Source organism: Microbacterium sp. MMO-56 (assembly GCF_037146215.1).
In the GTDB taxonomy this organism is placed as follows: domain Bacteria; phylum Actinomycetota; class Actinomycetes; order Actinomycetales; family Microbacteriaceae; genus Microbacterium.
The window spans coordinates 290,154-311,192 of record NZ_JBBCVW010000001.1 but is presented as its reverse complement, the minus strand read 5'-3'; the positions used below and the strand labels follow the sequence as shown (position 1 = coordinate 311,192).

Below are 21,039 nucleotides of genomic sequence, written 5' to 3'. Positions count from 1 at the left end.
GACCCCCTCTGTCGCCGAGCGATATGATGATTCCATCATGCCATTCAGTCACGGGCAGCGCCCCCTGTACGAGGTGAAGGCGAATCTGTTCAAGGGACTCGCCCATCCCTTCCGCATCCGCATCCTCGAGCTGCTCGCCGAGGCCCCCGAGCGATCCGTCGCGGATCTGCAGACGCAGACGGGCCTCGAGGCATCCCACCTGTCGCAGCACCTGTCCGTGCTCCGCCGGCATCGGCTCGTGGCCTCCGAGCGCCGCGCGAGCCATGTCTACTACCGCCTCTCCGACCCCGCCGTGGCGGAGCTCCTCGCGGCGGCGCGGGCGCTGCTGCTGAACGTGCTCGCCGCCGCCGACGCGCTCCTGCGCGACGCACGCTCGCTGCCGGCGATCGCGGAGCGGCGATGAGCGCGCCGGCCCGCGCCGGACGGGCGTTCGCCTGGGCCCGGTCACTGCTGCCCACCCGTGCGGACTACGCGGCGCTGCCCCGGACCTGGCGGGGGGATCTGCTGGCGGGTCTGACCGTCGGGATCGTCGCACTCCCCCTCGCCCTGGGGTTCGGCGTCAGCTCGGGGCTGAGCGCGGAGGCGGGCCTGGTGACCGCGATCGTCGCGGGTCTGGTCGCGGCCGTCTTCGGCGGCTCGAACGTGCAGGTGTCGGGCCCCACCGGCGCGATGGTCGTCGTGCTGGTGCCGATCGTCGCCTCGCACGGACCGGGTGCGGTCGTCACCGTCAGCCTCCTGGCCGGCCTCATCGTCCTCGTCGCCGGAGTCCTTCGCCTCGGCCGCGCGGTCTCGTTCATCCCGTGGCCCGTCATCGAGGGGTTCACCCTCGGCATCGCGGCCATCATCTTCGCCCAGCAGGTCCCCGCGCTCGTGTCGGCGCACGTCGCCCCCGCCGCCGAGCACTCCTCGAACGCCGTCGTCGCCGCCGTGCAGTCGTTCGCTCACCTCGATCCGGGGTACGCCGCGTGGGCGCTCGGCGCGGTCGCCATCGTCGCGGGATGCATGCTCGGCGCCCCGCGACTGCATCGCGCTCTGCCGGGGTCGCTCATCGGCATCGTCGTCGTCACGATCCTCGCCGCGGTGCTGCCCGCGCCCCTCGCCCGCATCGGCGCACTGCCGTCCTCGTTCCCCTCCCCGACGCTCCCGGTGCTCGACCCGGCGACCCTCGGCGCCCTGGTCGCCCCGGCGGCGACCGTCGCCGCCCTGGCGGCCATCGAGTCCCTGCTGTCCGCCCGTGTCGCGGCGACGCTCGCCGACACCGGCGACGTCGATCCCGATCGCGAGCTCGTCGGTCAAGGACTCGCATCGATCGCCTCGTCGCTGTTCGGAGGGATGCCCGCCACCGGCGCGATCGCGCGGACCGCCGTGAACGTGCGCTCCGGCGGACGTACGCGACTCGCCGCGATCACCCACGCGATCGTGCTGCTCCTCGTCGTGCTCGCGATCGCGGGCCCGATCGGGCAGATCCCCCTCGCCGCGCTCTCCGGCGTGCTGATGGTCACGGCGGTGCGGATGGTGCACCGCGACACGGTCCGGACGATCCTCCGCTCGACGCGGGCCGATGCGCTCGCGTTCATCGTCACGGCCGTCATCACGGTCTCGTTCGATCTCATCGTCGCCGTCCTGATAGGTGTCGTCCTCGCCGGAGTCGTCGCCCTGCGCAACATGTCGCGCGCATCGTCGGTGCGCCGCGAGGAGATCGTCGGCGACGCCGAGCCCGGCGACGACCGCATCGCGATCCTCCGCCTCGGCGGGCCCCTGTTCTTCGCAGCCGCCGACCGCGTGTCCGCCGAGATCGACGGCGTCCGGGGTGTCTCGGTCGTGATCCTGCGGATGAGCCGACTCGAGCTCGTCGACGCGACGGGGGCGCGAGCCCTGGGAGACATCGTGCAGGCTCTCGAACGGCGCGGCGTCACCGTCCTGATCAAGGGCGTCCAACCCCGCCACGAGAGCCTGTTCCGCACCGTCGGAGTGCTCGGATCCCTGCGTCACCACAACCACCTCTTCACCGACCTGCCGTCGGCGATCGCGCACGCGCGCAGCCACGTGCGGCGCGAATCGGCGAGCGCGTAGGCTGGACCGGTTGCCGTCGGCGCCAGCAGCGCCCGTCCGCGGCATCCCACCCTCACCCTCGGGAGTCATCGCAGTGCCTGGACAGAACCTCACCCGCATCGAGGCGCAGGAGCGCCGTGCGATCGTCGACACGCAGAGCTACGACATCGCCCTCGACCTCACGACCGGCCCGGACGTCTTCCGGTCCCGCACCGTCGTCCGCTTCACCGGGGTCGACGGCGCCTCGACCTTCATCGACCTGATCGCGCGCGACGTGCGCGAGATCACGCTCAACGGCGTCGCCCTCGACCCCGCAGAGGTCTTCGCGGACTCGCGCATCGCGTTGCACGGGATCGCCGCCGACAACGAGCTGATCGTCGACGCCGACTGCCTCTACACGAACACCGGTGAAGGACTCCACCGCTTCGTGGACCCGGTCGACGGCGAGGTCTACCTCTACTCGCAGTTCGAGGTGCCCGATTCCCGTCGCGTCTTCGCCGTGTTCGAGCAGCCCGATCTGAAGGCGACGTTCACCTTCACGGTCACGGCCCCCGCGGCGTGGAAGGTCGTCTCCAACTCCCCGACCCCCGACCCGGTGCCGGCCGACGCGGGCACGGCGATCTGGGCGTTCGAGGCGACGCCGCGGATCTCGTCCTACATCACGGCGATCGTCGCCGGCCCGTACGAGTCGACGTTCTCGGAGCTCACGAGCGCGTCCGGCCGTGTGATCCCCCTCGGCGTGTACGGCCGCAAGAGCCTGTGGCAGCACCTCGACGCGGACTACATCTTCGACAAGACGCGGGAGGGCTTCGCGTACTACGAGGAGAAGTTCGGCTACCCGTATCCGTTCGCCAAGTACGACCAGCTCTTCGTGCCCGAGTTCAACGCCGGGGCGATGGAGAACGCGGGAGCGGTCACCTTCACCGAGACCTACGTCTTCCGCAGCAAGGTCACCGACGCCGTCAAGGAGCGGCGCGTCGTCACGATCCTGCACGAGCTCGCCCACATGTGGTTCGGCGACCTCGTGACGATGAAGTGGTGGAACGACCTCTGGCTCAACGAGTCGTTCGCCGAGTGGGCCTCCACGATCGCGACCGCCGAGGCCACCGAGTGGACCGAGGCGTGGACGACCTTCAACGCGATGGAGAAGACCTGGGCGTACCGCCAGGACCAGCTCCCCTCGACGCACCCCGTCGTCGCCGAGATCAACGATCTGCACGACGTCGAGGTCAACTTCGACGGCATCACCTACGCCAAGGGCGGATCGGTGCTCAAGCAGCTGACCTCGTGGGTCGGCATCGACGCCTTCTTCGCGGGCGTGGGCGCGTACTTCCAGAAGCACGCCTTCGGCAACACCGAGCTCGCCGACCTCCTCGCCGAGCTCGAGGTCACGAGCGGACGCGAACTGGGCTCGTGGTCGAAGAAGTGGCTCGAGACGGCCGGCGTGAACACGCTCTCGCCCGAGCTGAAGACGGATGCCTCGGGCACGATCACGCGCTTCGCGATCGTGCAGACGGCTCCCGCCGACTACCCGACGATCCGCCCGCACCGCCTGGGCGTCGGCTTCTACTCGCTCGACGGCGATGCGCTCGTCCGCACGCACCACATCGAGCTCGACGTGGACGGCGACCTCACCGAGGTGCCCGAGCTCGTCGGTCTCGCGCAGCCCGACCTCGTCCTGCTCAACGACGACGACCTCGCCTACGCGAAGATCCGTCTCGACGAGCGCTCGCTGCAGACCGCGATCGCACACCTCGCGGCGATCAGCGACCCGCTCGCCCGGTCGCTCGTATGGGGCGCGGCGTGGGACCAGACGCGGGACGCCGAGGCGTCGGCGTCGGACTACGTCGACCTCGTCCTGCGCAACATCGGCTCCGAGACCGAGTCGACCACCGTGCGCACCACGCTCGGCCAGCTGCAGCTCGCCGCCAACTCGTACGTGGCCCCCGCGCGACGCGCCGAGACGCGTCGGAAGGTCGCCGAGGGCCTCTGGGCCCTCGCTCAGGGCGCCGAGGCGGGCAGTGACAGCCAGCTGCAGTTCGTCACGGGTTTCGCGAACGCGGCGTCGACTCCGGAGCAGTGGGAGCAGGTGCGGGCACTGCGAGCCGGCGAGACCACCCTCGCGGGTCTCGAGATCGACGCCGACCTGTCGTGGGCGCTGCTCATCTCGCTCGCCGCGGGCGGACTCGTCGCGGCGTCCGACATCGACGCCGCCTTGGCCGCCGACAACACCGCGAAGGGCGGGGAGTTCGCGGCGCAGGCCAAGGCCGCGCTCCCGGACGTCGCCGCCAAGCGCGCCGCCTGGTCCTCGCTGATCGACACCGCCGACCTGCCCAACACGGTCGTCCGCGCGGCGTCGCTCGGCTTCGTCCACCCCGCGGGAGTCGACGCCCTCGCGGAGTTCGTCGGCCCGTACTTCGACATGCTCGTGCCGATCTGGGAGAGCCGGACGTACCACATCGCGGAGTACCTCATCATCGGCCTCTACCCGGCCCCGCTGGCGAGCGCCGCGCTGCGCGATGCGACCCGCCAGTGGCTCGACGCGCACGCGGACGCGCCCGCGGCGCTGCGCCGCCTCGTCCGCGAGAACCTGGCCGGTGTCGAGCGCGCCCTGTCGGTGCAGGAGCGCGACGCCGCCGAGTGAGTGCATGATCGGCCGCGCGTCCTCCCTCCGACGGACGGATGCGCGGCCGATCTCATCCCCTCGCAGGATGCCCGCGCGTACGGCGGCGCGTAGCGTCGAAGCATGATCGTCGCAGAGAACCTCACCAAGAAGTACGGCAGCACCACGGCCGTCGATGACGTCTCGTTCACGGTGCGCCCGGGTCACGTGACCGGGTTCCTGGGCCCCAACGGCGCCGGCAAGTCCACGACGATGCGCATGATCGTGGGACTGGATGCTCCGACCGCCGGCGACGTCACCGTCGGCGGCCACCGCTACGCCCAGAGCCGCAGCCCCCTCACCGAGGTGGGTGTGCTCCTGGACGCCAAGGCGGTGCACACGGGGCGCTCCGCGCGCGCACACCTGCGCGCCATGGCCGCCACCCACGGCATCCCGTCGTCGCGCGTCGACGAGGTCATCGGCCTCACGGGCCTCGAATCCGTCGCGGGCAAGCGCGCGGGGAAGTTCTCGCTCGGCATGGGCCAGCGCCTCGGCATCGCCGCCGCCCTGCTCGGCGATCCGCGCACGCTCATCCTCGACGAACCCGTGAACGGCCTCGATCCCGAGGGCGTCCGCTGGGTGCGCGAGCTCGTTCGGCACCTCGCCGCCGAAGGCCGCACGGTCCTGCTCTCCAGCCACCTGATGAGCGAGATGTCGCAGACGGCCGATCACGTCATCGTCCTCGGCCGCGGGCGCGTCCTCGCCGATGCTCCTCTCGCCGACCTCGTGAGCGCCTGGACCCGCGCGGAGGTGCTCGTGCGCACGCCGCGAGCCGCCGACCTCGCCTCGGCGCTGGCCGCACCCGATGTGACGGTGAGCGACGCGGGCGGCGGAAGCCTGGTGGTCTCGGGCGTCCCGGCCCGCGCGATCGGAGACCTGGCGGCCGACCGCGGCATCCCCCTGCACGAGTTGACCCCGCGCACGGGTTCGCTCGAAGAGGCGTACATGGCACTGACCGAAGGCGCCGTCGAGTACAAGACCAAGGAGATCCGATGAGCACCGTGACCGCCCCCTCCCCCCGCACGGGCACGGTCGCCGTCCCGGCGGCGTCGCCCTACCGTCTGAGCTTCGCGCGGGTCGTCCGCAGCGAGTGGCTGAAGCTCGTCTCGCTGCGCTCGACGTGGTGGTCCCTCGCGATCGCCGTCGTCCTGTCGGTGGGCATCTCCCTCATGATGGCCGCCGCCAGCCGTGACTTCGCCCCCGGCTTCTCCCCCGTCGTCACCATCGTGATGCCGATGCAGTTCACGATGCTCGTCGCCGGCATCCTCGGCGCGATCGCGGTCACCGGCGAGTACTCGACGGGCATGATCCGCTCGACCTTCACCGCCGAGCCGCGCCGCGGCGTCGTCCTCGCCGCCAAGTCGCTCGTGATCGCCGTCGTGATCGCCCTGACGACCGCCGTGACGTATGCGATCGCGATCGTGGCGACCGCACCGATCCTCGCCACGGCGATCGACTGGTCGCAGCCCGCCGAGTCGGTCATCCCGCTCGTGAACGGCGTCTTCGCCATGGCCACGTTCGCCCTCATCGGTGTCGGCTTCGGCTTCCTCCTGCGCAACGGCGCAGGCGCGATCGCCGCCACGGTGGGCGTGCTGTTCGTGCTCACGATCGTCCTGAGCATGTTCTCGATCGCCGGCGAGGGCTGGGCGTGGCTCGTCGATCTCGGCGACTACCTGCCCGTGTCCGCCGCACAGGCCGCCACCGCACCCGACGGAGAGAACGTCGTGCGCGGCCTGCTGACCCTCGCCGCGTGGCCCGCGGTGCTCCTGTCCTGCGCCTGGCTGACGCTGCGCCGACGCGACGCGTAGGTGACCGCCTCGGCAGATTCCCGCAGCTCGCCCGACACCGCGTCGGGCGAGCTGCGTCTGCCGCGTCCTCCCGGCGTCATCCGGAGGTTCTGGGCGCGGCATCCGCGCGTCGCGGACGTGCTGATCGCGCTCGTGGCGATTGCGTTCACGGGGATGTCCGGAGCCCGCAGCGGCGATGCGCCGCTCTGGGACGTCGTGCGGCCGGCGGCGTCCATCGTCCTGATCCTCGCCTGTGTCGCCCTGGTGGTGCGCCGCAGATGGCCGATCCTCGGTTTCGCGCTCGCGGCGACCGGTTCCCTCCTGACGATCCCGTCCGGCGGCGGGGTCGGTCTCGCCGTCCTCGCGGTCTTCACCTACACGGTGGCGGTCTACCGCAGCACCTCCGCCGCCGTCACGGCCTCGGGCGTGACCATGGCGGCCGCTCTCCTCGCGAGCGTCGTCGGCGTCGCCGCAGCAGGCCTCTCATGGCAGTCCGCGGCCAACGGCTGCGCCTCCGTGCTCCTCACCCTGGTGGTCGCCGCCCTCGTCGGCGCGAATGTGGGCAACCGGAAGAGGTACGTGAGCGCGATCCTCGACACCTCCCGCCAGCTGTGGGAGGAGCGCGAGCAGCACGCCCGCCTGGCCGCATCGGCAGAACGCACGCGCATCGCCCGCGAGATGCACGACGTCGTCTCCCACTCCCTCACCGTGATCGTCGCCCTCGCCGAGGGCGCCACCGCCACGCCCGACGCCGAGCGCGGACGCGCCGCCACGGCCCGCATCGCCACGACGGCACGCGGAGCGCTGGACGAGATGCGCGACATGCTGGGGGTGCTCCGCGACGACAGCGGGGAGCACGCGCCGCTGGTCCCCCTGGACGGCGAGGCCGTGCGCACCGCCGTCGCCGCCGCACGGAGCGCCGGCGTCCCGGTGGTGCTGCACACCTCGGGCCCGGAGCCGACGCAGCTGCACGTGCGGCTCGCCGTCGCCCGCGTCGTGCAGGAAGGCCTCACCAATGTCATCCGCCACGCCCCCGACGCCCGCGAGGTCACCGTCGACATCGCGAGCACGCCCGAGGCGGTGACGGTCGAGATCGTCAACGACGCGGCGACGAAGCCCGTCTCCACGGGCGGCTTCGGCCTTCGCGGGCTGCACGAACGGGCGGCTCGGCTCGGCGGGACCGCCGAGGCGGGCCCTGTGCCCGGGGGCCGGTGGCGCGTGCTGCTCCGCGTGCCCTCCCCGGTCGTCGCCGACGCGGTCCGCGACGGAGGTGCGCCGTGAGCGACGCGATCCGGGTGCTGATCGTCGACGACCAGCCGCTGATCCGGCTCGGATTCGCCATGGTGCTCGACGCGGAGTCCGACATCGAGGTCGTCGGTGAAGCCGGCGACGGCGAAGAAGGGTTCGCCCAGAGCATCCGGCTGCGCCCCGACGTCGTGCTCATGGATGTGCGGATGCCGCGCGTGGACGGCGTCGCCGCGACCGGCAGAATCGTGTCCGCGCTCCCGGACACGCGCGTGCTCGTGCTGACGACGTTCGACCTGGACGACTACGCCTTCGGAGCCCTCGACGCCGGCGCCGGCGGGTTCCTGCTGAAGGACGTCGACCGCACCGCCCTCGTCGGCGCGGTGCGTGCCGTCGCCCGCGGAGACGCCGTCCTGTCGCCGCGGGTCACCCGCGAGGTCCTCGCCCGGATGACGGGCGACCCCGGCGGGGCCCCGAGCGGACCCGGAACGAGCGGTCCGACGGCGGGCGGTTCCGCGCCGACCGCCGAGGCGTCCGAGGACGAGCGGCGTCGGATCGCCGACCTCACCCCGCGCGAACGGGACGTCTTCGGCGCGATCGCCCGCGGCCTCACCAACGCGGAGATCGCGACCGAGCTGTTCCTCGGCGAGACGACGGTCAAGACCCACGTCGGCCGGGTGCTGGCCAAACTCGGCGCGCGGGATCGCATCCACGCGGTGATCATCGCGCACCGCTGCGGCTGGACGGACGGACGGCCGCCTCCGTCGGAGCCGGGTCACAGGAGCGCTCGTTAGGATCGGAGCGATGCGGTACTTCTCCGACACGGGCGGCGACCCCGCCCCCTCCCTTCTCGACACCGAACCCTGGCGGACCATCCTCACCTGGCTCACCGAGGTCGGCCTCAATCTGCTCGCGGTCCTGTGCATCGTCATCGGCGCGTTCGCCGCCTCGTGGGTGCTGCGACTGGTCATCCGCCGGGTGGTGAACCGCATCGTGTCGGGAGCCAAGAACAAGGCCAACGTCGACGACACCCAGGCCCTCGAGCGCTCGCCTCTGGCCGCGATGCGCCTCGTCCAGCGCACGCGCACGCTCGGCTCGATCCTGCAGAACATCGTCAACGTGACCCTCGTGATCATCGCGACGCTCCTCATCGTCAACGTCATCAACTCCGACGCCCTCGGATCGTTCGCCCTCCTCTCGGCCGCGATCGGCGCGGGCCTGGGTTTCGGCGCGCAGAACATCGTCAAGGACGTCCTCAACGGCATCTTCATCGTCGCGGAGGACCAGGTCGGCATCGGCGACGTCGTCGATCTGGGGCTCGCGACGGGCGTCGTCGAGTACGTGAGCGTCCGCATCACCCACGTGCGCGACGTCAACGGCACGCTCTGGTACGTCCGCAACGGCGAGATCCTCCGCATCGGCAACATGTCCCAGGGGTGGTCGCGCGTCATCGTCGACCTCGCCGTGCCCACCGACGTCGACATCGCCGATGTCGAGAAGGCGATGATGGATGCCGCGAAGAGCATCCAGAAGGACCCGAAGTGGCGCTCGCGCGTCATCGAGGCGCCCGAGGTGTGGGGCCTCGAATCCATCACGGGCGACGCGCTCGTCATCCGGCTCGTGATGAAGACGCGCGCCAACGCCAAGGACGACGTCGCACGCGAGCTGCGCATGCGCCTCAAGCGCGCGATGGACGACCTCGGGATCACCCTCCCCGCCCTGAACTCGATCACCCTCAGCGGCCTCGAGGGCGCCCAGCGGGTGCGCGGCGCGAACCCGCCGAAGACCAAGCCGACCCTCGTCACGGTCGTCGACGACAAGCCGGTGTGGCGCCCCAAGCGCGGGACGACGAAGAAGCCGCGCGGCGCGACCGAGACCGAGACCTCCGGCCCGTCCCCCGATTCCACCCCTTCCGGAGCCAACGAGGAGCCCACACCGTGACCGACAGCGATCCGCGCAGCTTCTACGACGAGATCGGCGGCCACGACACCTTCGTGAGGCTCGTCGACATCTTCTACCGCGGCGTCGCGACCGACGAGGTGCTCAAGCCCATGTACCCCGAAGAGGACCTCGGGCCCGCCGCCGACCGCCTCACGATGTTCCTGGAGCAGTACTGGGGCGGACCGGCCACCTACAGCGAACGCCGCGGGCATCCGCGCCTGCGGATGCGTCACGCGCCGTTCCACGTCGACCCCGACGCGCGCGACCGCTGGCTGCGGCACATGCGCACCGCCGTCGACGAGCTCGCCCTGCCGCCCCTGCACGAGGCGACGCTGTGGGACTACCTCCAGCGCGCGGCCCATGCGATGGTGAACACGTTCGAGCCGAGCGGGATCGGGCGCGCGGCCGCCCCGGGCGCCCCGCACCTGCCCATCCACCCGGGCACCGCCTGATCGACCGCGTCCAGCCTCCGCCCGACCGGCAGCATCCCCGTACGACGAAGGAGTCGTCCATGGCCACCACCCCCGCACACGCAGCGGACGTCCTCGTCATCGGCTGGGGGCTGGCCGGCCTCGTCGCCGCCGCCGAGGCCGCCGCGGCCGGTCGGCGCGTCGTCATCGTGGACCAGCAGCCGCGCTCCGACCTGGGCGGGCAGGCGTTCTGGTCCTTCGGCGGACTCTTCTTCGTCGACTCGCCGGAACAGCGTCGCATGGGCATCCGCGACTCGCTCGACCTCGCCCGTCAGGACTGGTTCGCCACCGCCGGCTTCGACCGCGACGACGACGGCTGGCCGCGGCGCTGGGCGGACGCCTACCTGGACTTCGCCCACGGCGAGAAGCGGGCCTGGCTGCGCCGGAAGGGGGTCGGCTTCTTCCCCGTGGTCGGATGGGCGGAGCGCGGCGGATACACCGCCACCGGCCCCGGCAACTCGGTGCCCCGCTTCCACATCACCTGGGGCACGGGACCGGGGCTCGTCGCGCCCTTCCAGCAGGCCGTCGAGCGCGGCGAGGCCGAGGGACGGATCACGATCCTGCCCCGCCACCGCGTCACCGCGCTCACCGTCGAGGAGGGTACCGTCACCGGCGCGACCGGCGAGGTGCTCGCCCCGTCGGATGCCGCGCGAGGCGTGGCGAGCCCGCACGACGTGGTGGGCGGGTTCGAGGTTCGGGCGGGTGCGACCGTCGTCGCCGCCGGCGGCATCGGCGGCAACCACGACCTCGTGCGTCGCCAGTGGCCCGAGCGCCTGGGCACGCCGCCGACGCACATGATCACCGGCGTCCCCGCCTACGTCGACGGGTCGATGCAGCCCGTGGCGGCGGCGGCGGGCGCGCGGCTGATCAACGGCGACCGGATGTGGCATTACGTGGAGGGCATCCGGAACTGGAACCCGGTGTGGCCGCAGCACGGCATCCGGATCCTCCCCGGGCCCTCCTCGATCTGGCTGGACGCGACCGGGCGTCGGCTGCCCGTCCCCCTCTTCCCCGGGTTCGACACGCTCGGGACGCTCGCGCATCTGCGCGCGACGGGGCACGACCACTCGTGGTTCGTGCTGTCCCAGCGCATCGTCGAGAAGGAGTTCACCCTGTCGGGCAGCGAGCAGAATCCCGACCTGACCGGGAAGGACGTGCCGCTGCTCGTGCGATCTCGGCTCGGATCCGGCGCGGCGGGACCCGTGCAGGCGTTCCTCGAGCACGGCGCCGACTTCGTGGTGCGTCCGACGCTCGGCGAACTGGTGCAGGGGATGCGCGCCCTGCCGGGAGGCGAGGCCCTCGACGGCGACCTCGTGCGGCGCGAGGTGGAGGCACGGGATCGCGAGATGGACAACGACTTCACGAAGGACGCGCAGATCGCCATGCTCCGCTCCGCGCGCGCGTACCGCGGCGACCGCCTCGTGCGGACGGCGGCGCCGCACCGGATCCTCGACCCGGCGGCCGGCCCCCTGATCGCCGTCAAGCTCCACGTGCTCACCCGCAAATCGCTCGGCGGCATCGAGACGGATCTGTCCTCACGCGCGCTCGGCGCGGACGGATCTCCCGTCCCCGGGCTGTACGCGGCCGGCGAGGCGGCCGGATTCGGCGGCGGCGGCGTGCACGGGTATCGCGCACTGGAGGGCACGTTCGTCGGCGGCTGCCTCTTCTCCGGCCGCATCGCGGGGCGTGCGGCCGCGGAAGCCGTCTGAGCGCGTCCCGGGTCAGACGCCGGTCGCCCGGACCGGTGTGAGCCCCACGCGCACGGTTCCCCGGGTCAGCACGTGGCCGCGCGCGAGGCTGACGCGCGTCCACGGCCCGTTCGTGCGCACCTCGGCGGACTCCTCGCCCCCGATGAACCCGAGCGCGAACGCGGCGAACGCCGTGCCCAGCGGCAGATCGTCCAGCGGTCCGTCCGCGGCGCCCCAGATCGACGCCCGCACGGCGTGGAGGGCCTCCTCGCCGGCGTCGGTGGGTGCCGTCTCCGCCACGGCGGCGATCCCCCACTGCGCGCGCTCGGCGAGCGTGGCCGCGGAGAGCGTTCCGACCGCGCTCCACCCGCTGCGGGGAGCGGAGACCCCCGCCCACGTCGCCGTGACCGCCGTCTCGGGCAGCTCCAGCGCGGACGGATCGTCGGCGACGGCGAGACCGGACCCCGGCACGACGAGGTCGCAGACCAGTTCGGGGTCTACGCGCACCGCGCGCATGCCGATGATCGTGGGCGTGGATTCCATCAGACTGCGCGGCGCCAGCGGTGCGGCGCTCATGAGCAGCAGACCGCCCTCGGCCTTCAGCCGCACCGCTCCGTCCCCGAGGCGGGCGGCGCGGCGGGCGAACGTGAGGGCGTCGGCGGCGGAGGGGGCGTCGGCGAAGAGGAGACGGTGGGACATCCGCCCTAAACTACCAAGCGGCTCGTCGGGACCGGCGCGCCGGGAAGGAACAGCGTGGGAGTGTCAGGCCGATCGCCGGAGCCGGGGCACGCGCCCGAGGCGGATGACCCGGTCGCCACGATGCTCGACGTGCTCGATCTCGACTCGGGCGCGGCACGCACGACGGAGGACATCTTCACCGGCTCGTCCCATCCGATGCCCGCCGGCAGGATCTTCGGCGGGCAGGTGCTCGCTCAGGCGATCGTCGCCGCGGAACGGACGACCGACGAGGACCGCGTGCCGCATTCGATGCACGGCTACTTCCTCCGACCGGGCGATGCGACCCAGGGTGTGACGCTCTCCGTCGATCGGATCCACGACGGCCGCTCGTTCGCGACGCGGCGCACCCAGGTCTACCAGGACGGGCTGCCGATCTTCTCCATGATCGCCTCGTTCCAGCGCGAGGACGGCGGCCTGGACCACCAGGCCGAGGCGCCCACCGACGTCCTCTCGCCCGAGGACGCGCTCGACCGTCGGGCCGGCGCGACGCTCCATCCGATCTCCCGGCGCCTGCTCCGCGACAGTCCGATCGAGGTCGTGCACGCCGACGGGGCGATCTACGACACCGTGACCGGCGCGCACGAGCCGCGCCAGGACGTCTGGATGCGCGTGCGTCGCCCGATCGGGGACGACCCGGCGATGCACCGGGCGGTCCTCGCCTACATGAGCGATCTGACGATTCAGGAGCCGGTGCTACGCGCCCACGGGGTGGCCTGGGCGTTCCCGGGGCTGAAGGTCGCGAGCCTCGACCACGCGATGTGGTGGCACCGTCCGGCGCGAGCCGACGAGTGGCTGCTCTACACCCAGGACTCGCCGAGCGCCCGCGGCGGACGCGGGCTCTCCACGGGACGGATGTACACCCGCGAGGGAGCCCTCGTCGCCACCGTCGCGCAGGAGATCACGGTCCGCGTGCCGGAGGGCGACCTCAGCGCCGCGTGAACGCGACCGGCTCCCCGAGGTAGGGGCCCCAGGCCTCACGCATCCTGGCGCTGAGGCGCGTCGGTCGGAACGTCTGCGCGTCGACGAGCACGACGACGGAGGATGCCCGTGCGTAGAGGGTCTGGTCGGCGTCGCTGAGGGGGCTGTAGACCTCGTAGCAGACCTCGACGCTCGACCCGCCGATCGCGCCGAACCACATCTGGACGTCGAGCGGCTCGCGCCGGTAGGGCACCGGTGCGAGGTACTCGATCTCCTGCCGCGCGATCAGGGTGAGCACCGCGGCATCCGCCCCCGCGTCGATCACCGCCGTGTCGGGAGCCTCCTCGCCCACGATCGGCTCCCAGAAGACGCGCACGCGCGCCTCCTCCAGGAGCTTCAGCATCGTCGCGTTGTTGACGTGGTTGAACGCGTCCAGATCGCCCCACCGCAGCGGGATCGGGACGTGGATGCGCTCAGTCACGGGTCAGCTTGCGGTGGGTCGAGCGGTGCGGGTTCGCCGCGTCCGGACCCAGCCGCTCGATCTTGTTCGCCTCGTACGCCTCGAAGTTGCCCTCGAACCAGTACCACTGGTCGGGGTTCTCGTCCGTGCCCTCGTAGGCCAGGATGTGCGTCGCGATACGGTCCAGGAACCACCGGTCGTGGGTGATCACGACGGCGCAGCCCGGGAACTCCAGGAGCGCGTTCTCCAGCGAGCTCAGCGTCTCGACGTCGAGGTCGTTCGTGGGCTCGTCGAGGAGGAGCAGGTTGCCGCCCTCCTTGAGCGTGAGCGCGAGGTTCAGACGGTTCCGCTCGCCACCGGAGAGCACGCCGGCCTTCTTCTGCTGGTCCGGGCCCTTGAAGCCGAACTTCGACACGTAGGCGCGGGAGGGGATCTCGGTCTTGCCGACCGTGATGATGTCGAGGCCGTCGGAGACGACCTCCCACAGCGTCTTGTTCGGATCGATGTTCGCGCGGCTCTGGTCCACGTAGCTGATCTTGACCGTCTCGCCGACCTTCAGGTCGCCGCCGTCGAGCGGCTCCAGTCCGACGATCGTCTTGAACAGCGTGGTCTTGCCGACGCCGTTCGGGCCGATCACCCCGACGATGCCGTTGGGCGGCAGGCTGAAGCTGAGGCCGTCGATCAGAGAGCGGTCGCCGAAGCCCTTCTGCAGCTTCTTCGCTTCGATGACGACGCTTCCCAGGCGGGGACCCGCCGGGATCTGGATCTCCTCGAAGTCGAGCTTCCGCGTCCGCTCGGCCTCCGCCGCCATCTCCTCGTAGCGCTGCAGACGCGCCTTCGACTTGGTCTGGCGTCCCTTGGCGCTCGATCGGACCCACTCGAGCTCGTCCTTCAGCCGCTTGGCGAGCTTCGCGTCCTTCTTGCCCTGGATGTCGAGGCGCTCGGCCTTCTTCTCCAGGTAGGTCGAGTAGTTGCCCTCGTAGCCGATGAGCCGGCCGCGGTCGACCTCGGCGATCCACTCGGCGACGTTGTCGAGGAAGTACCTGTCGTGGGTGATCGCGATGACCGCGCCCTTGTACGACTGCAGGTGCTGCTCGAGCCACAGGACGCTCTCCGCGTCGAGGTGGTTCGTCGGCTCATCGAGGAGCAGCAGGTCGGGCTTCTGGAGCAGCAGCTTGGCGAGCGCGACGCGACGACGCTCACCGCCGGAGAGCTTCGTGACCGGCTCGTCCCCGGGCGGCGTGCGCAGGGCATCCATGGCCTGCTCCAGCTGGGAGTCCAGGTCCCACCCGTCGGCGGCGTCGATCTCCTCCTGGAGGACGCCCATCTCGGCGAGGAGGGAGTCGAAGTCCGCGTCCGGGTCCGCCATCAGGGCCGAGATCTCGTTGAACCGGTCGAGCTTCGCCTTGATCGCGACGCCCTCCTGGATGTTCTCGAGGACCGTCTTGGTCTCGTCGAGCTCCGGCTCCTGCATGAGGATGCCCACGGTGAAGCCCGGGGTGAGCTTCGCCTCGCCGTTGGAGGGGGTGTCGAGCCCCGCCATGATCTTCAGGATCGTGGACTTGCCGGCACCGTTCGGGCCGACCATGCCGATCTTCGCGCCCGGCAGGAACGACATCGTGACGTCGTCGAGGATCAGCTTCTCGCCCACCGCTTTGCGGGCACGGACCATGGAGTAGATGTATTCGGCCATAACGCGCCAAGTCTACGGGGCGGCGCGCACGCGCGGACGACGGGAGAGGTGCGTCGAGCCCGCGCCTCCGGTCGTCACCAGTCGATCGGGCGCGTCTGCCCGATGAGGCAGGTATCTCCGGGAACGAGCGGGAGGACCATCGCGGTCGGCACGGCGATAGACGGCCCCACCTGGCCGACGAGGCACTCCCCGTCCCATCGGACGGAGAACTGGATCGAGTCCGCGGGGTTGCCGACGGTCGTCTGGTCGTTCGTGACCTCCATGTCCGCCTTCGGGAAGCCGGCGGCCACCAGCGCATCGATGTACGCCCGCCCCTGGACGCGGGCGTCCGTCGCGGCGACGCCGTCCATCACCTGCGTGAACAGCGGCAGGTTGTCGGCCGCCGATCCCTCGGGGAGAAGCACCGCGCCCGTGGCGGTCGGGGACGGGTCCGGGGCTGACGACGCCGGCGGATCCGCCGGGGTCGGAGCGCATCCCGCCGCGCCGACGGCCCCGATCGCGCCGGCCACGACGATCGCCGTGGCGACGAAGGCCCGCGAGGCGGGGCGGTCGGATCCGGGCACGCACCGATCCTAGGCCGTCGGCGTCGTGGCACTCGCCGTCACGGCACCGGCGGCCCGCACGGCGACGGCATCGGCCACCCGCACGGCGACAGCGTCAGCCCGCACGGCGACAGCGTCAGAAGGGCGGTCCCTCCTCCTCGTCGGGCGCGACGGCCCATCCGTCCTCCGCCGCGAGTCGGGAGTCGGGCGGGTCGGCGGGCACGGCGTCGCCGGGCCCCTCCCCCTCCGCCGCGGCATCGTACGCGGCGGCCGCACCGTGCTTGCGGAAGGAGGCGACCCCGAACTTGAGGTCGGGCCCGAGGCTGCTGGCCTCGAGGTCGACGCTCGTGCCGGTGCGGCCGGCGGCCTCCCACCTGCGCACGCGCAGACGCCCGACCGCCACGACGCGCTGTCCCTTCGCCAACGACGCGAAGGCGTGCTCGGCGAGCGCGCGGAACGCGGAGACGTTGTAGAAGTTCGTGTGGCCGTCCTGCCACGCGCCGTTCTCGAAGCGGCGCTCGGTGCTCGCGAGTCCGAACGTGACCATCGGGATGCCTCCCCCGGTCGTGTGCAGCACCGGTGAGGCGGTGACATTGCCGGTCACGGCGATGAGATCTGTCATGGATCGCTCCCTTTCGTGTGCGCGCCGCAGTCGGTCTCCGGCGCCGCTCCGGCACCCGCGTGCCCGTGTCGGGTGCCGGAGCACGCCCAGCTTCCCGCCGCTCGTCGTCGCGCGTCCGCGATGAGCCGACGAATGTGGACCACAGTCCGCAATCCGCGGCTGTGGAGGACGGCATCGCGCGGCCCTCGGCCTTCGGGGCGATGTCGGAGGTCGCACATATGTTCGAGTGAAGGAGGAAGACATGACGACCATCACCCCCACCCCTCATCCGATCGTCCGCGGAGTGACGCTGCGCGCCGTCTCGGCCACCCGGTGGCGCGTACTCGATCGAACCGGCCGCGTCGTGGGGCACCTGCGCGCCGAGGACCGCGCCGAGGGCGTCCGATTCCACGCCGAGAGGTTCGACGTGGCGGCCGCGCGCCTACGACATCTGGGGGCGTTCTGGACAGCCCGCGAGGCCGTCGAATGCCTCAGGTACCTGCGCTGAGCCGAACGCGACTCACACGAGGGCGTCGGCCGCGTCGACGGCCTCCACGGGCGCAGCGGCCCGCACCTCGGGCCAGCTCTCCGCGAGGACGTCGACCGCCCGTCGGAGGTCCTCGACGGGCGCCGTGAACGGAATGCGCAGATGACGATCGTGCGTCCCGTCGACGGCGAACCGAGAACCGGCCGAGAGGAAGACCCCGCGCGGGCGGACCGCCAGCACGAGTCCCGAACTCAGGGGCGCGTCCAGCTCCACCCACATCGCGACGCCGCCCGCGACACGGGGCGCACGCCAGGCGGGGAGATGAACCGCCAGAGCATCCGAGAGCGCATCCCGCCCCGCGCGCAAGAGCTCGGCGCGCTGCGCCAGGACGTCCGGCATGCGCGCGAGCAGGCGCACCGCGACCGCCTGCTCGAACTCGGGGGTCCCGAGATCGCGCGGCGGGCGCGCGGCGAGCAGGCGGGAGATCCGGTCGCCGTGGGCGCGGATCCACCCGACGCGCAGGCCGCCCCAGACCGTCTTCCCGAGCGATCCGACCCGGACGACGTCGCCGCCGACGGCGAACGCCGGATCGCGACGGGCACCGTCGTCGATGACGAGGTCCGCGGTCGTGTCGTCGACGACGAGCAGCGTGCCCGCACGGGCGGCGGCATCCGCGACGACCGTCTCCTCCTCGAGGCTCATGGACCGACCGGTCGGGTTCTGGAAGCGGGGCATGAGGTAGGCGAGGCGGGGCTCGGTCCGGGCGAACGCCTGCACCGCGCGGTCGAGGTCCCAGCCGTGCTGAGCGGAGACGGGCACGCCGACGAGACGCCCTCCGGCCAGCCGGAATGCTTCGGCGGCATGGGGATAGGTCGGCGTCTCGATGAGGGTGCGATCCCCGCGCCGCAGCCGGCTCTCGGCGAGGAGGTGGATCGCCGACTGCGCACCCGTGGTCACCATCACCTCGTCGGGGGTCGTCGGAATCCCCATCCCCGTGTACCGGTCGGCGATGGCGGTGCGCAGCGCGATCGCACCGCGCACGTCGTACCCCGCACGCGACACCAGCGACGCGGCATCCTCCGCCGTCTCGCTGATGACACCGGCGAGCCCCGGCCACGCGGCGGGGCTCGCCTGCTGGAGGTCGATGTCGCCCTCGCCCGCGGCGACCCGGCCGGGCTCACGGCCCCGCTGCGGGAGCGTCACACTGCCCGACCCGCGGAGGCTCTCGATGTGGCCGCTGTCGCGGAGGCTGCGGTACGCGGCCGCCACGGTCGTCCGGCTCACGTTCAGGGCACCGGCGAGTTCGCGCTCCGCCGGGAGCGCCGTCCGAGCGGCGAGCCGATTGTCGAGGCAGAGCAGCCGGATGCCGTCGGCGAGCGCTTCGTACCCCGGGGAGCGCGTTCGCCACCCGCCGAGCGCGACAGCGAGCGAACGCGCCGTGATCCGAGAATCCATGCGGCCACCATAGCGCAATTGGCATCGTGCTCTGAGTCCAATTGTGCGCTGAGATGGACCCATGTCACTCCGGATCACCCAACTCCTCGTCGGCCTCGTGTTCTACGGCGCGGGCTGCGCGATCATGGTGCGCGCGGACATCGGGGTGGACCCGTGGACCGTCTTCGGGCAGGGCGTGTCGGTGCAGACCGGGATCGGCATCGGGTGGGTGACCAACATCGTCGGCTTCCTCGTCCTCCTGCTGTGGATCCCGTTGAAGCAGCGGCCGGGGATCGGCACCGTCGCCAACATCCTCCTGGTCGGAACGAGCATGCAGCTGACGCTGTCGTTCACTCCCGCCGTCCAGGGGTTCGCCCTGCAGGTGCTCGTCTTCGTCGGCGGCATGCTGCTCGTGGCGGTCGCCTCCGGGCTCTACATCGGCGCCGACTTCGGGCCCGGCCCGCGCGATGGGCTCATGACCGGGATCCATGCCCGGCTCGGGTGGCCGATCTGGGCGGCCCGCCTCGGGGTCGAGGCGTCCGTCCTCCTCGCGGGATGGCTGCTCGGCGGCACGGTCGGGCTCGGCACTGTGCTCTTCGCGGCGGGTATCGGTCCGCTCGTGCACCGCACGCTGCCGCTGTTCGACGGACGCCGTCGCTCCGCGCGCCGGGCGACGGCGGTGACGACACCCGCGGCGTGAGCGCCGACGGCTCAGTGTTCGCGGAAGGTCGGCCAGTCCGCACCCGGCGGCAGGTGACCGTGCAGCGCGTTCTTCGCGATGTCCATCGTCGGATAGGTCCCGAGGCTCGAGTCCGCCCCCGCCACGGTCGCGGTGTATCCCTCGTCACCGCGACGCACGGTACCGACCACGTTGCCTTCGGACCCGTACGCGACCCACAGACCAGACGAAATGGTGCTCATGATGACTCCTCTCGTCAACGCCGACGCTACGCCGACGCCGACCGGAAAGCCAGAGGACGAACCGAGGTGCCCCCGGATGGATTCGAACCATCGACCGGCGGATTAGAAGGCCGCTGCTCTATCCCCTGAGCTACGGAGGCGCGGATCCAGCGTAGCGGGCTCGGGGCCGGTGTCCGGCCGTCTCATTAGGATGATGGGCATGGTGAATGCCGCGGAGAACGACCGCCTCGTCTGGATCGACTGCGAGATGACGGGGCTCGACCTCGAGAACGACGAGCTCGTCGAGATCGCGATCATCGTCACCGACTTCGACCTCACCCCCGTGCACGAGGGCTTCCAGATCGTCATCAAGCCCGACGCGTCGGCGCTCGACCACATGGGCGAGTTCGTGCGGTCGATGCACGAACGCTCGGGCCTGCTCGCGGAGATCCCGAACGGTGTCAGCCTCGCCGAGGCGGAGTTCGAGGCGCTCGAGTACATCCAGCGTTTCGTCGCCGAGGGCAAGGCCCCCCTTGCCGGAAACACCATCGGCACCGATCGGATGTTCCTCGCCAAGTACATGCCGAGGATCGACCGCTGGCTGCACTATCGCAATGTCGACGTCTCCAGCGTGAAGGAGCTGTCGCGGCGGTGGTACCCCCGCGCCTACTTCAACGCGCCGGCGAAGGACGGCGGACACCGCGCGCTCGCGGACATCCGCGAGTCGATCCGCGAGCTCGCGTACTACCGCGAGGCGGTGTTCGTGCCCGCTCCGGGCCCGACCAGTGACGAAGCTCGACAGGCCGCTTCCGCCGCCGTGTCGTCGTATGCCTCCGAGGTGTAATAGAATCGTCTGGTTGCCCGGTGACGGGGACATGGTGGCTATAGCTCAGTTGGTAGAGCACCGCGTTGTGGTCGCGGGGGTCGCGGGTTCAAGCCCCGTTAGCCACCCCACTTTCGCCCTCGTACCGGGGGCGCGGACGACATCCGTGGCGCGAACGGTCGGAATCGGGGATGCCACGCGGCGGAATGGTGCATCTTTGTTGGGGAGACCCGCCGGGAGGTGCGCATGATCGAGATGGACGCCGATGCGTTCGACGCCCTCGTCTCCGATGAACTCGACGCTCTGCCGGACGAGATGATCGGCGGACTCGACAACGTCGTGTTCGTCATCGAGGACCGGCCCGAGGACGGATCGCTCGACCTGCTCGGGCTGTACGACGGACTCGCTCTGACCGAGCGCGACCGCTACGGCGTGGGCGAGCTGCCCGACCGGATCATCGTCTACCGCGAGCCGCATCTGGACGCCTGCGACGACGTCGAACAGCTGCGGGACGAAGTCCACACGACGCTCGTGCACGAGATCGCCCATTTCTACGGCATCGACGACCGGCGGCTCCACGAGCTCGGATGGGCGTGAG

Annotated in this window: 22 protein-coding genes and 2 tRNA genes; 16 read left to right on the top strand and 8 right to left on the bottom strand. The window is 71.4% G+C overall.

Features of this window, described 5'->3' with window-relative positions:
- The first annotated feature begins 37 nt into the window (after window positions 1-37).
- From WFI00_RS01445 to WFI00_RS01400, 10 genes are all read left to right on the top strand, one after another.
- A complete protein-coding gene (locus WFI00_RS01445) occupies window positions 38-403 on the top strand; it encodes an ArsR/SmtB family transcription factor (RefSeq protein ID WP_336631212.1) in 366 nt (121 codons plus the stop codon).
- Window positions 400-2,073: a SulP family inorganic anion transporter gene (locus WFI00_RS01440; RefSeq protein ID WP_336631213.1), complete on the top strand. Its 1,674-nt coding sequence runs from the start codon at window positions 400-402 to the stop codon at window positions 2,071-2,073. The genes WFI00_RS01445 and WFI00_RS01440 overlap by 4 nt, the downstream gene beginning before the upstream one ends.
- 73 nt (window positions 2,074-2,146) lie before the next feature.
- Complete coding sequence (gene pepN / locus WFI00_RS01435) at window positions 2,147-4,696, top strand: aminopeptidase N (protein WP_336631214.1); 2,550 nt, start codon at window positions 2,147-2,149, stop codon at window positions 4,694-4,696.
- A 102-nt stretch (window positions 4,697-4,798) separates the two neighbouring features.
- On the top strand, window positions 4,799-5,710 hold the full coding sequence (locus WFI00_RS01430) for an ABC transporter ATP-binding protein (protein WP_336631215.1): 912 nt from the start codon (window positions 4,799-4,801) through the stop codon (window positions 5,708-5,710).
- Window positions 5,707-6,522 carry an ABC transporter permease gene (locus tag WFI00_RS01425; RefSeq protein ID WP_336631216.1) on the top strand — a complete coding sequence of 272 codons (816 nt, stop codon included), beginning with the start codon at window positions 5,707-5,709 and terminating at the stop codon, window positions 6,520-6,522. The genes WFI00_RS01430 and WFI00_RS01425 overlap by 4 nt, the downstream gene beginning before the upstream one ends.
- The gene (locus tag WFI00_RS01420) at window positions 6,523-7,782 is read left to right on the top strand and encodes a sensor histidine kinase (protein WP_336631217.1); all 1,260 of its coding nucleotides are present in this window, start codon (window positions 6,523-6,525) and stop codon (window positions 7,780-7,782) included. It begins immediately after the preceding gene.
- Complete coding sequence (locus WFI00_RS01415; protein WP_336631218.1) at window positions 7,779-8,540, top strand: response regulator transcription factor; 762 nt, start codon at window positions 7,779-7,781, stop codon at window positions 8,538-8,540. Before WFI00_RS01420 ends, WFI00_RS01415 begins: the two co-directional genes overlap by 4 nt.
- Window positions 8,541-8,550: 10 nt before the next feature.
- Window positions 8,551-9,687, top strand: a complete 1,137-nt coding sequence (locus WFI00_RS01410; protein ID WP_336631219.1) for a mechanosensitive ion channel family protein — start codon at window positions 8,551-8,553, stop codon at window positions 9,685-9,687.
- Complete coding sequence (locus tag WFI00_RS01405) at window positions 9,684-10,139, top strand: globin (protein ID WP_336631220.1); 456 nt, start codon at window positions 9,684-9,686, stop codon at window positions 10,137-10,139. The genes WFI00_RS01410 and WFI00_RS01405 overlap by 4 nt, the downstream gene beginning before the upstream one ends.
- A 59-nt stretch (window positions 10,140-10,198) precedes the next feature.
- Window positions 10,199-11,866: an FAD-binding dehydrogenase gene (locus WFI00_RS01400; protein ID WP_336631221.1), complete on the top strand. Its 1,668-nt coding sequence runs from the start codon at window positions 10,199-10,201 to the stop codon at window positions 11,864-11,866.
- 12 nt (window positions 11,867-11,878) lie between these two features.
- Here the strand turns inward: WFI00_RS01400 and WFI00_RS01395 are convergent, their stop codons facing one another.
- Window positions 11,879-12,544, bottom strand: a complete 666-nt coding sequence (locus WFI00_RS01395; protein WP_336631222.1) for a hypothetical protein — start codon at window positions 12,542-12,544, stop codon at window positions 11,879-11,881.
- A gap of 120 nt (window positions 12,545-12,664) precedes the next feature.
- Here WFI00_RS01395 and WFI00_RS01390 point away from each other — a divergent pair, with 120 nt between their 5' ends.
- Window positions 12,665-13,522 (top strand): acyl-CoA thioesterase, encoded by an 858-nt coding sequence (locus tag WFI00_RS01390; protein ID WP_336631403.1) that lies wholly within the window; start codon window positions 12,665-12,667, stop codon window positions 13,520-13,522.
- On the opposite strand, the gene WFI00_RS01385 is transcribed toward WFI00_RS01390, so the two are convergent.
- The 4 genes from WFI00_RS01385 to WFI00_RS01370 all read right to left on the bottom strand — a co-directional run bounded on the left by WFI00_RS01385 (window position 13,509) and on the right by WFI00_RS01370 (window position 16,818).
- Entirely contained in the window at window positions 13,509-13,982 is a 474-nt protein-coding gene (locus WFI00_RS01385; RefSeq protein WP_336631223.1) for an acyl-CoA thioesterase, read from the bottom strand. The genes WFI00_RS01390 and WFI00_RS01385 overlap by 14 nt on opposite strands.
- The gene (ettA, locus tag WFI00_RS01380; RefSeq protein WP_336631224.1) at window positions 13,975-15,654 is read right to left on the bottom strand and encodes an energy-dependent translational throttle protein EttA; all 1,680 of its coding nucleotides are present in this window, start codon (window positions 15,652-15,654) and stop codon (window positions 13,975-13,977) included. Before ettA ends, WFI00_RS01385 begins: the two co-directional genes overlap by 8 nt.
- 74 nt (window positions 15,655-15,728) lie before the next feature.
- Window positions 15,729-16,217, bottom strand: a complete 489-nt coding sequence (locus WFI00_RS01375; protein ID WP_336631225.1) for a DUF6993 domain-containing protein — start codon at window positions 16,215-16,217, stop codon at window positions 15,729-15,731.
- Between the two features lie 115 nt (window positions 16,218-16,332).
- Window positions 16,333-16,818, bottom strand: a complete 486-nt coding sequence (locus tag WFI00_RS01370; RefSeq protein WP_336631226.1) for a single-stranded DNA-binding protein — start codon at window positions 16,816-16,818, stop codon at window positions 16,333-16,335.
- Window positions 16,819-17,059: 241 nt separating this feature from the next.
- Here WFI00_RS01370 and WFI00_RS01365 point away from each other — a divergent pair, with 241 nt between their 5' ends.
- Window positions 17,060-17,305 carry a DNA mismatch repair protein gene (locus WFI00_RS01365; RefSeq protein ID WP_336631227.1) on the top strand — a complete coding sequence of 82 codons (246 nt, stop codon included), beginning with the start codon at window positions 17,060-17,062 and terminating at the stop codon, window positions 17,303-17,305.
- Between the two features lie 12 nt (window positions 17,306-17,317).
- Here the strand turns inward: WFI00_RS01365 and yczR are convergent, their stop codons facing one another.
- Window positions 17,318-18,739: a MocR-like transcription factor YczR gene (gene yczR, locus WFI00_RS01360; RefSeq protein WP_336631228.1), complete on the bottom strand. Its 1,422-nt coding sequence runs from the start codon at window positions 18,737-18,739 to the stop codon at window positions 17,318-17,320.
- Window positions 18,740-18,800: 61 nt separating this feature from the next.
- Between yczR and yczE the strand changes: the two genes are divergently transcribed.
- Window positions 18,801-19,418, top strand: a complete 618-nt coding sequence (gene yczE / locus WFI00_RS01355; protein WP_336631229.1) for a membrane protein YczE — start codon at window positions 18,801-18,803, stop codon at window positions 19,416-19,418.
- 11 nt (window positions 19,419-19,429) lie between these two features.
- On the opposite strand, the gene WFI00_RS01350 is transcribed toward yczE, so the two are convergent.
- Complete coding sequence (locus WFI00_RS01350) at window positions 19,430-19,639, bottom strand: methyltransferase (RefSeq protein ID WP_336631230.1); 210 nt, start codon at window positions 19,637-19,639, stop codon at window positions 19,430-19,432.
- A 67-nt stretch (window positions 19,640-19,706) separates the two neighbouring features.
- A tRNA-Arg gene (locus WFI00_RS01345) sits at window positions 19,707-19,779 on the bottom strand.
- Window positions 19,780-19,838: 59 nt separating this feature from the next.
- On the opposite strand from WFI00_RS01345, the gene orn reads away from it, so the two are divergent.
- The 3 genes from orn (at window position 19,839) to WFI00_RS01330 (ending at window position 21,038) form a co-directional block, all read left to right on the top strand.
- The gene (gene orn, locus WFI00_RS01340) at window positions 19,839-20,462 is read left to right on the top strand and encodes an oligoribonuclease (protein ID WP_336631231.1); all 624 of its coding nucleotides are present in this window, start codon (window positions 19,839-19,841) and stop codon (window positions 20,460-20,462) included.
- Between the two features lie 34 nt (window positions 20,463-20,496).
- Window positions 20,497-20,572, top strand: a tRNA-His gene (locus WFI00_RS01335).
- A gap of 115 nt (window positions 20,573-20,687) precedes the next feature.
- Complete coding sequence (locus WFI00_RS01330) at window positions 20,688-21,038, top strand: metallopeptidase family protein (RefSeq protein WP_336631232.1); 351 nt, start codon at window positions 20,688-20,690, stop codon at window positions 21,036-21,038.
- Window position 21,039: the final 1 nt, after the last annotated feature.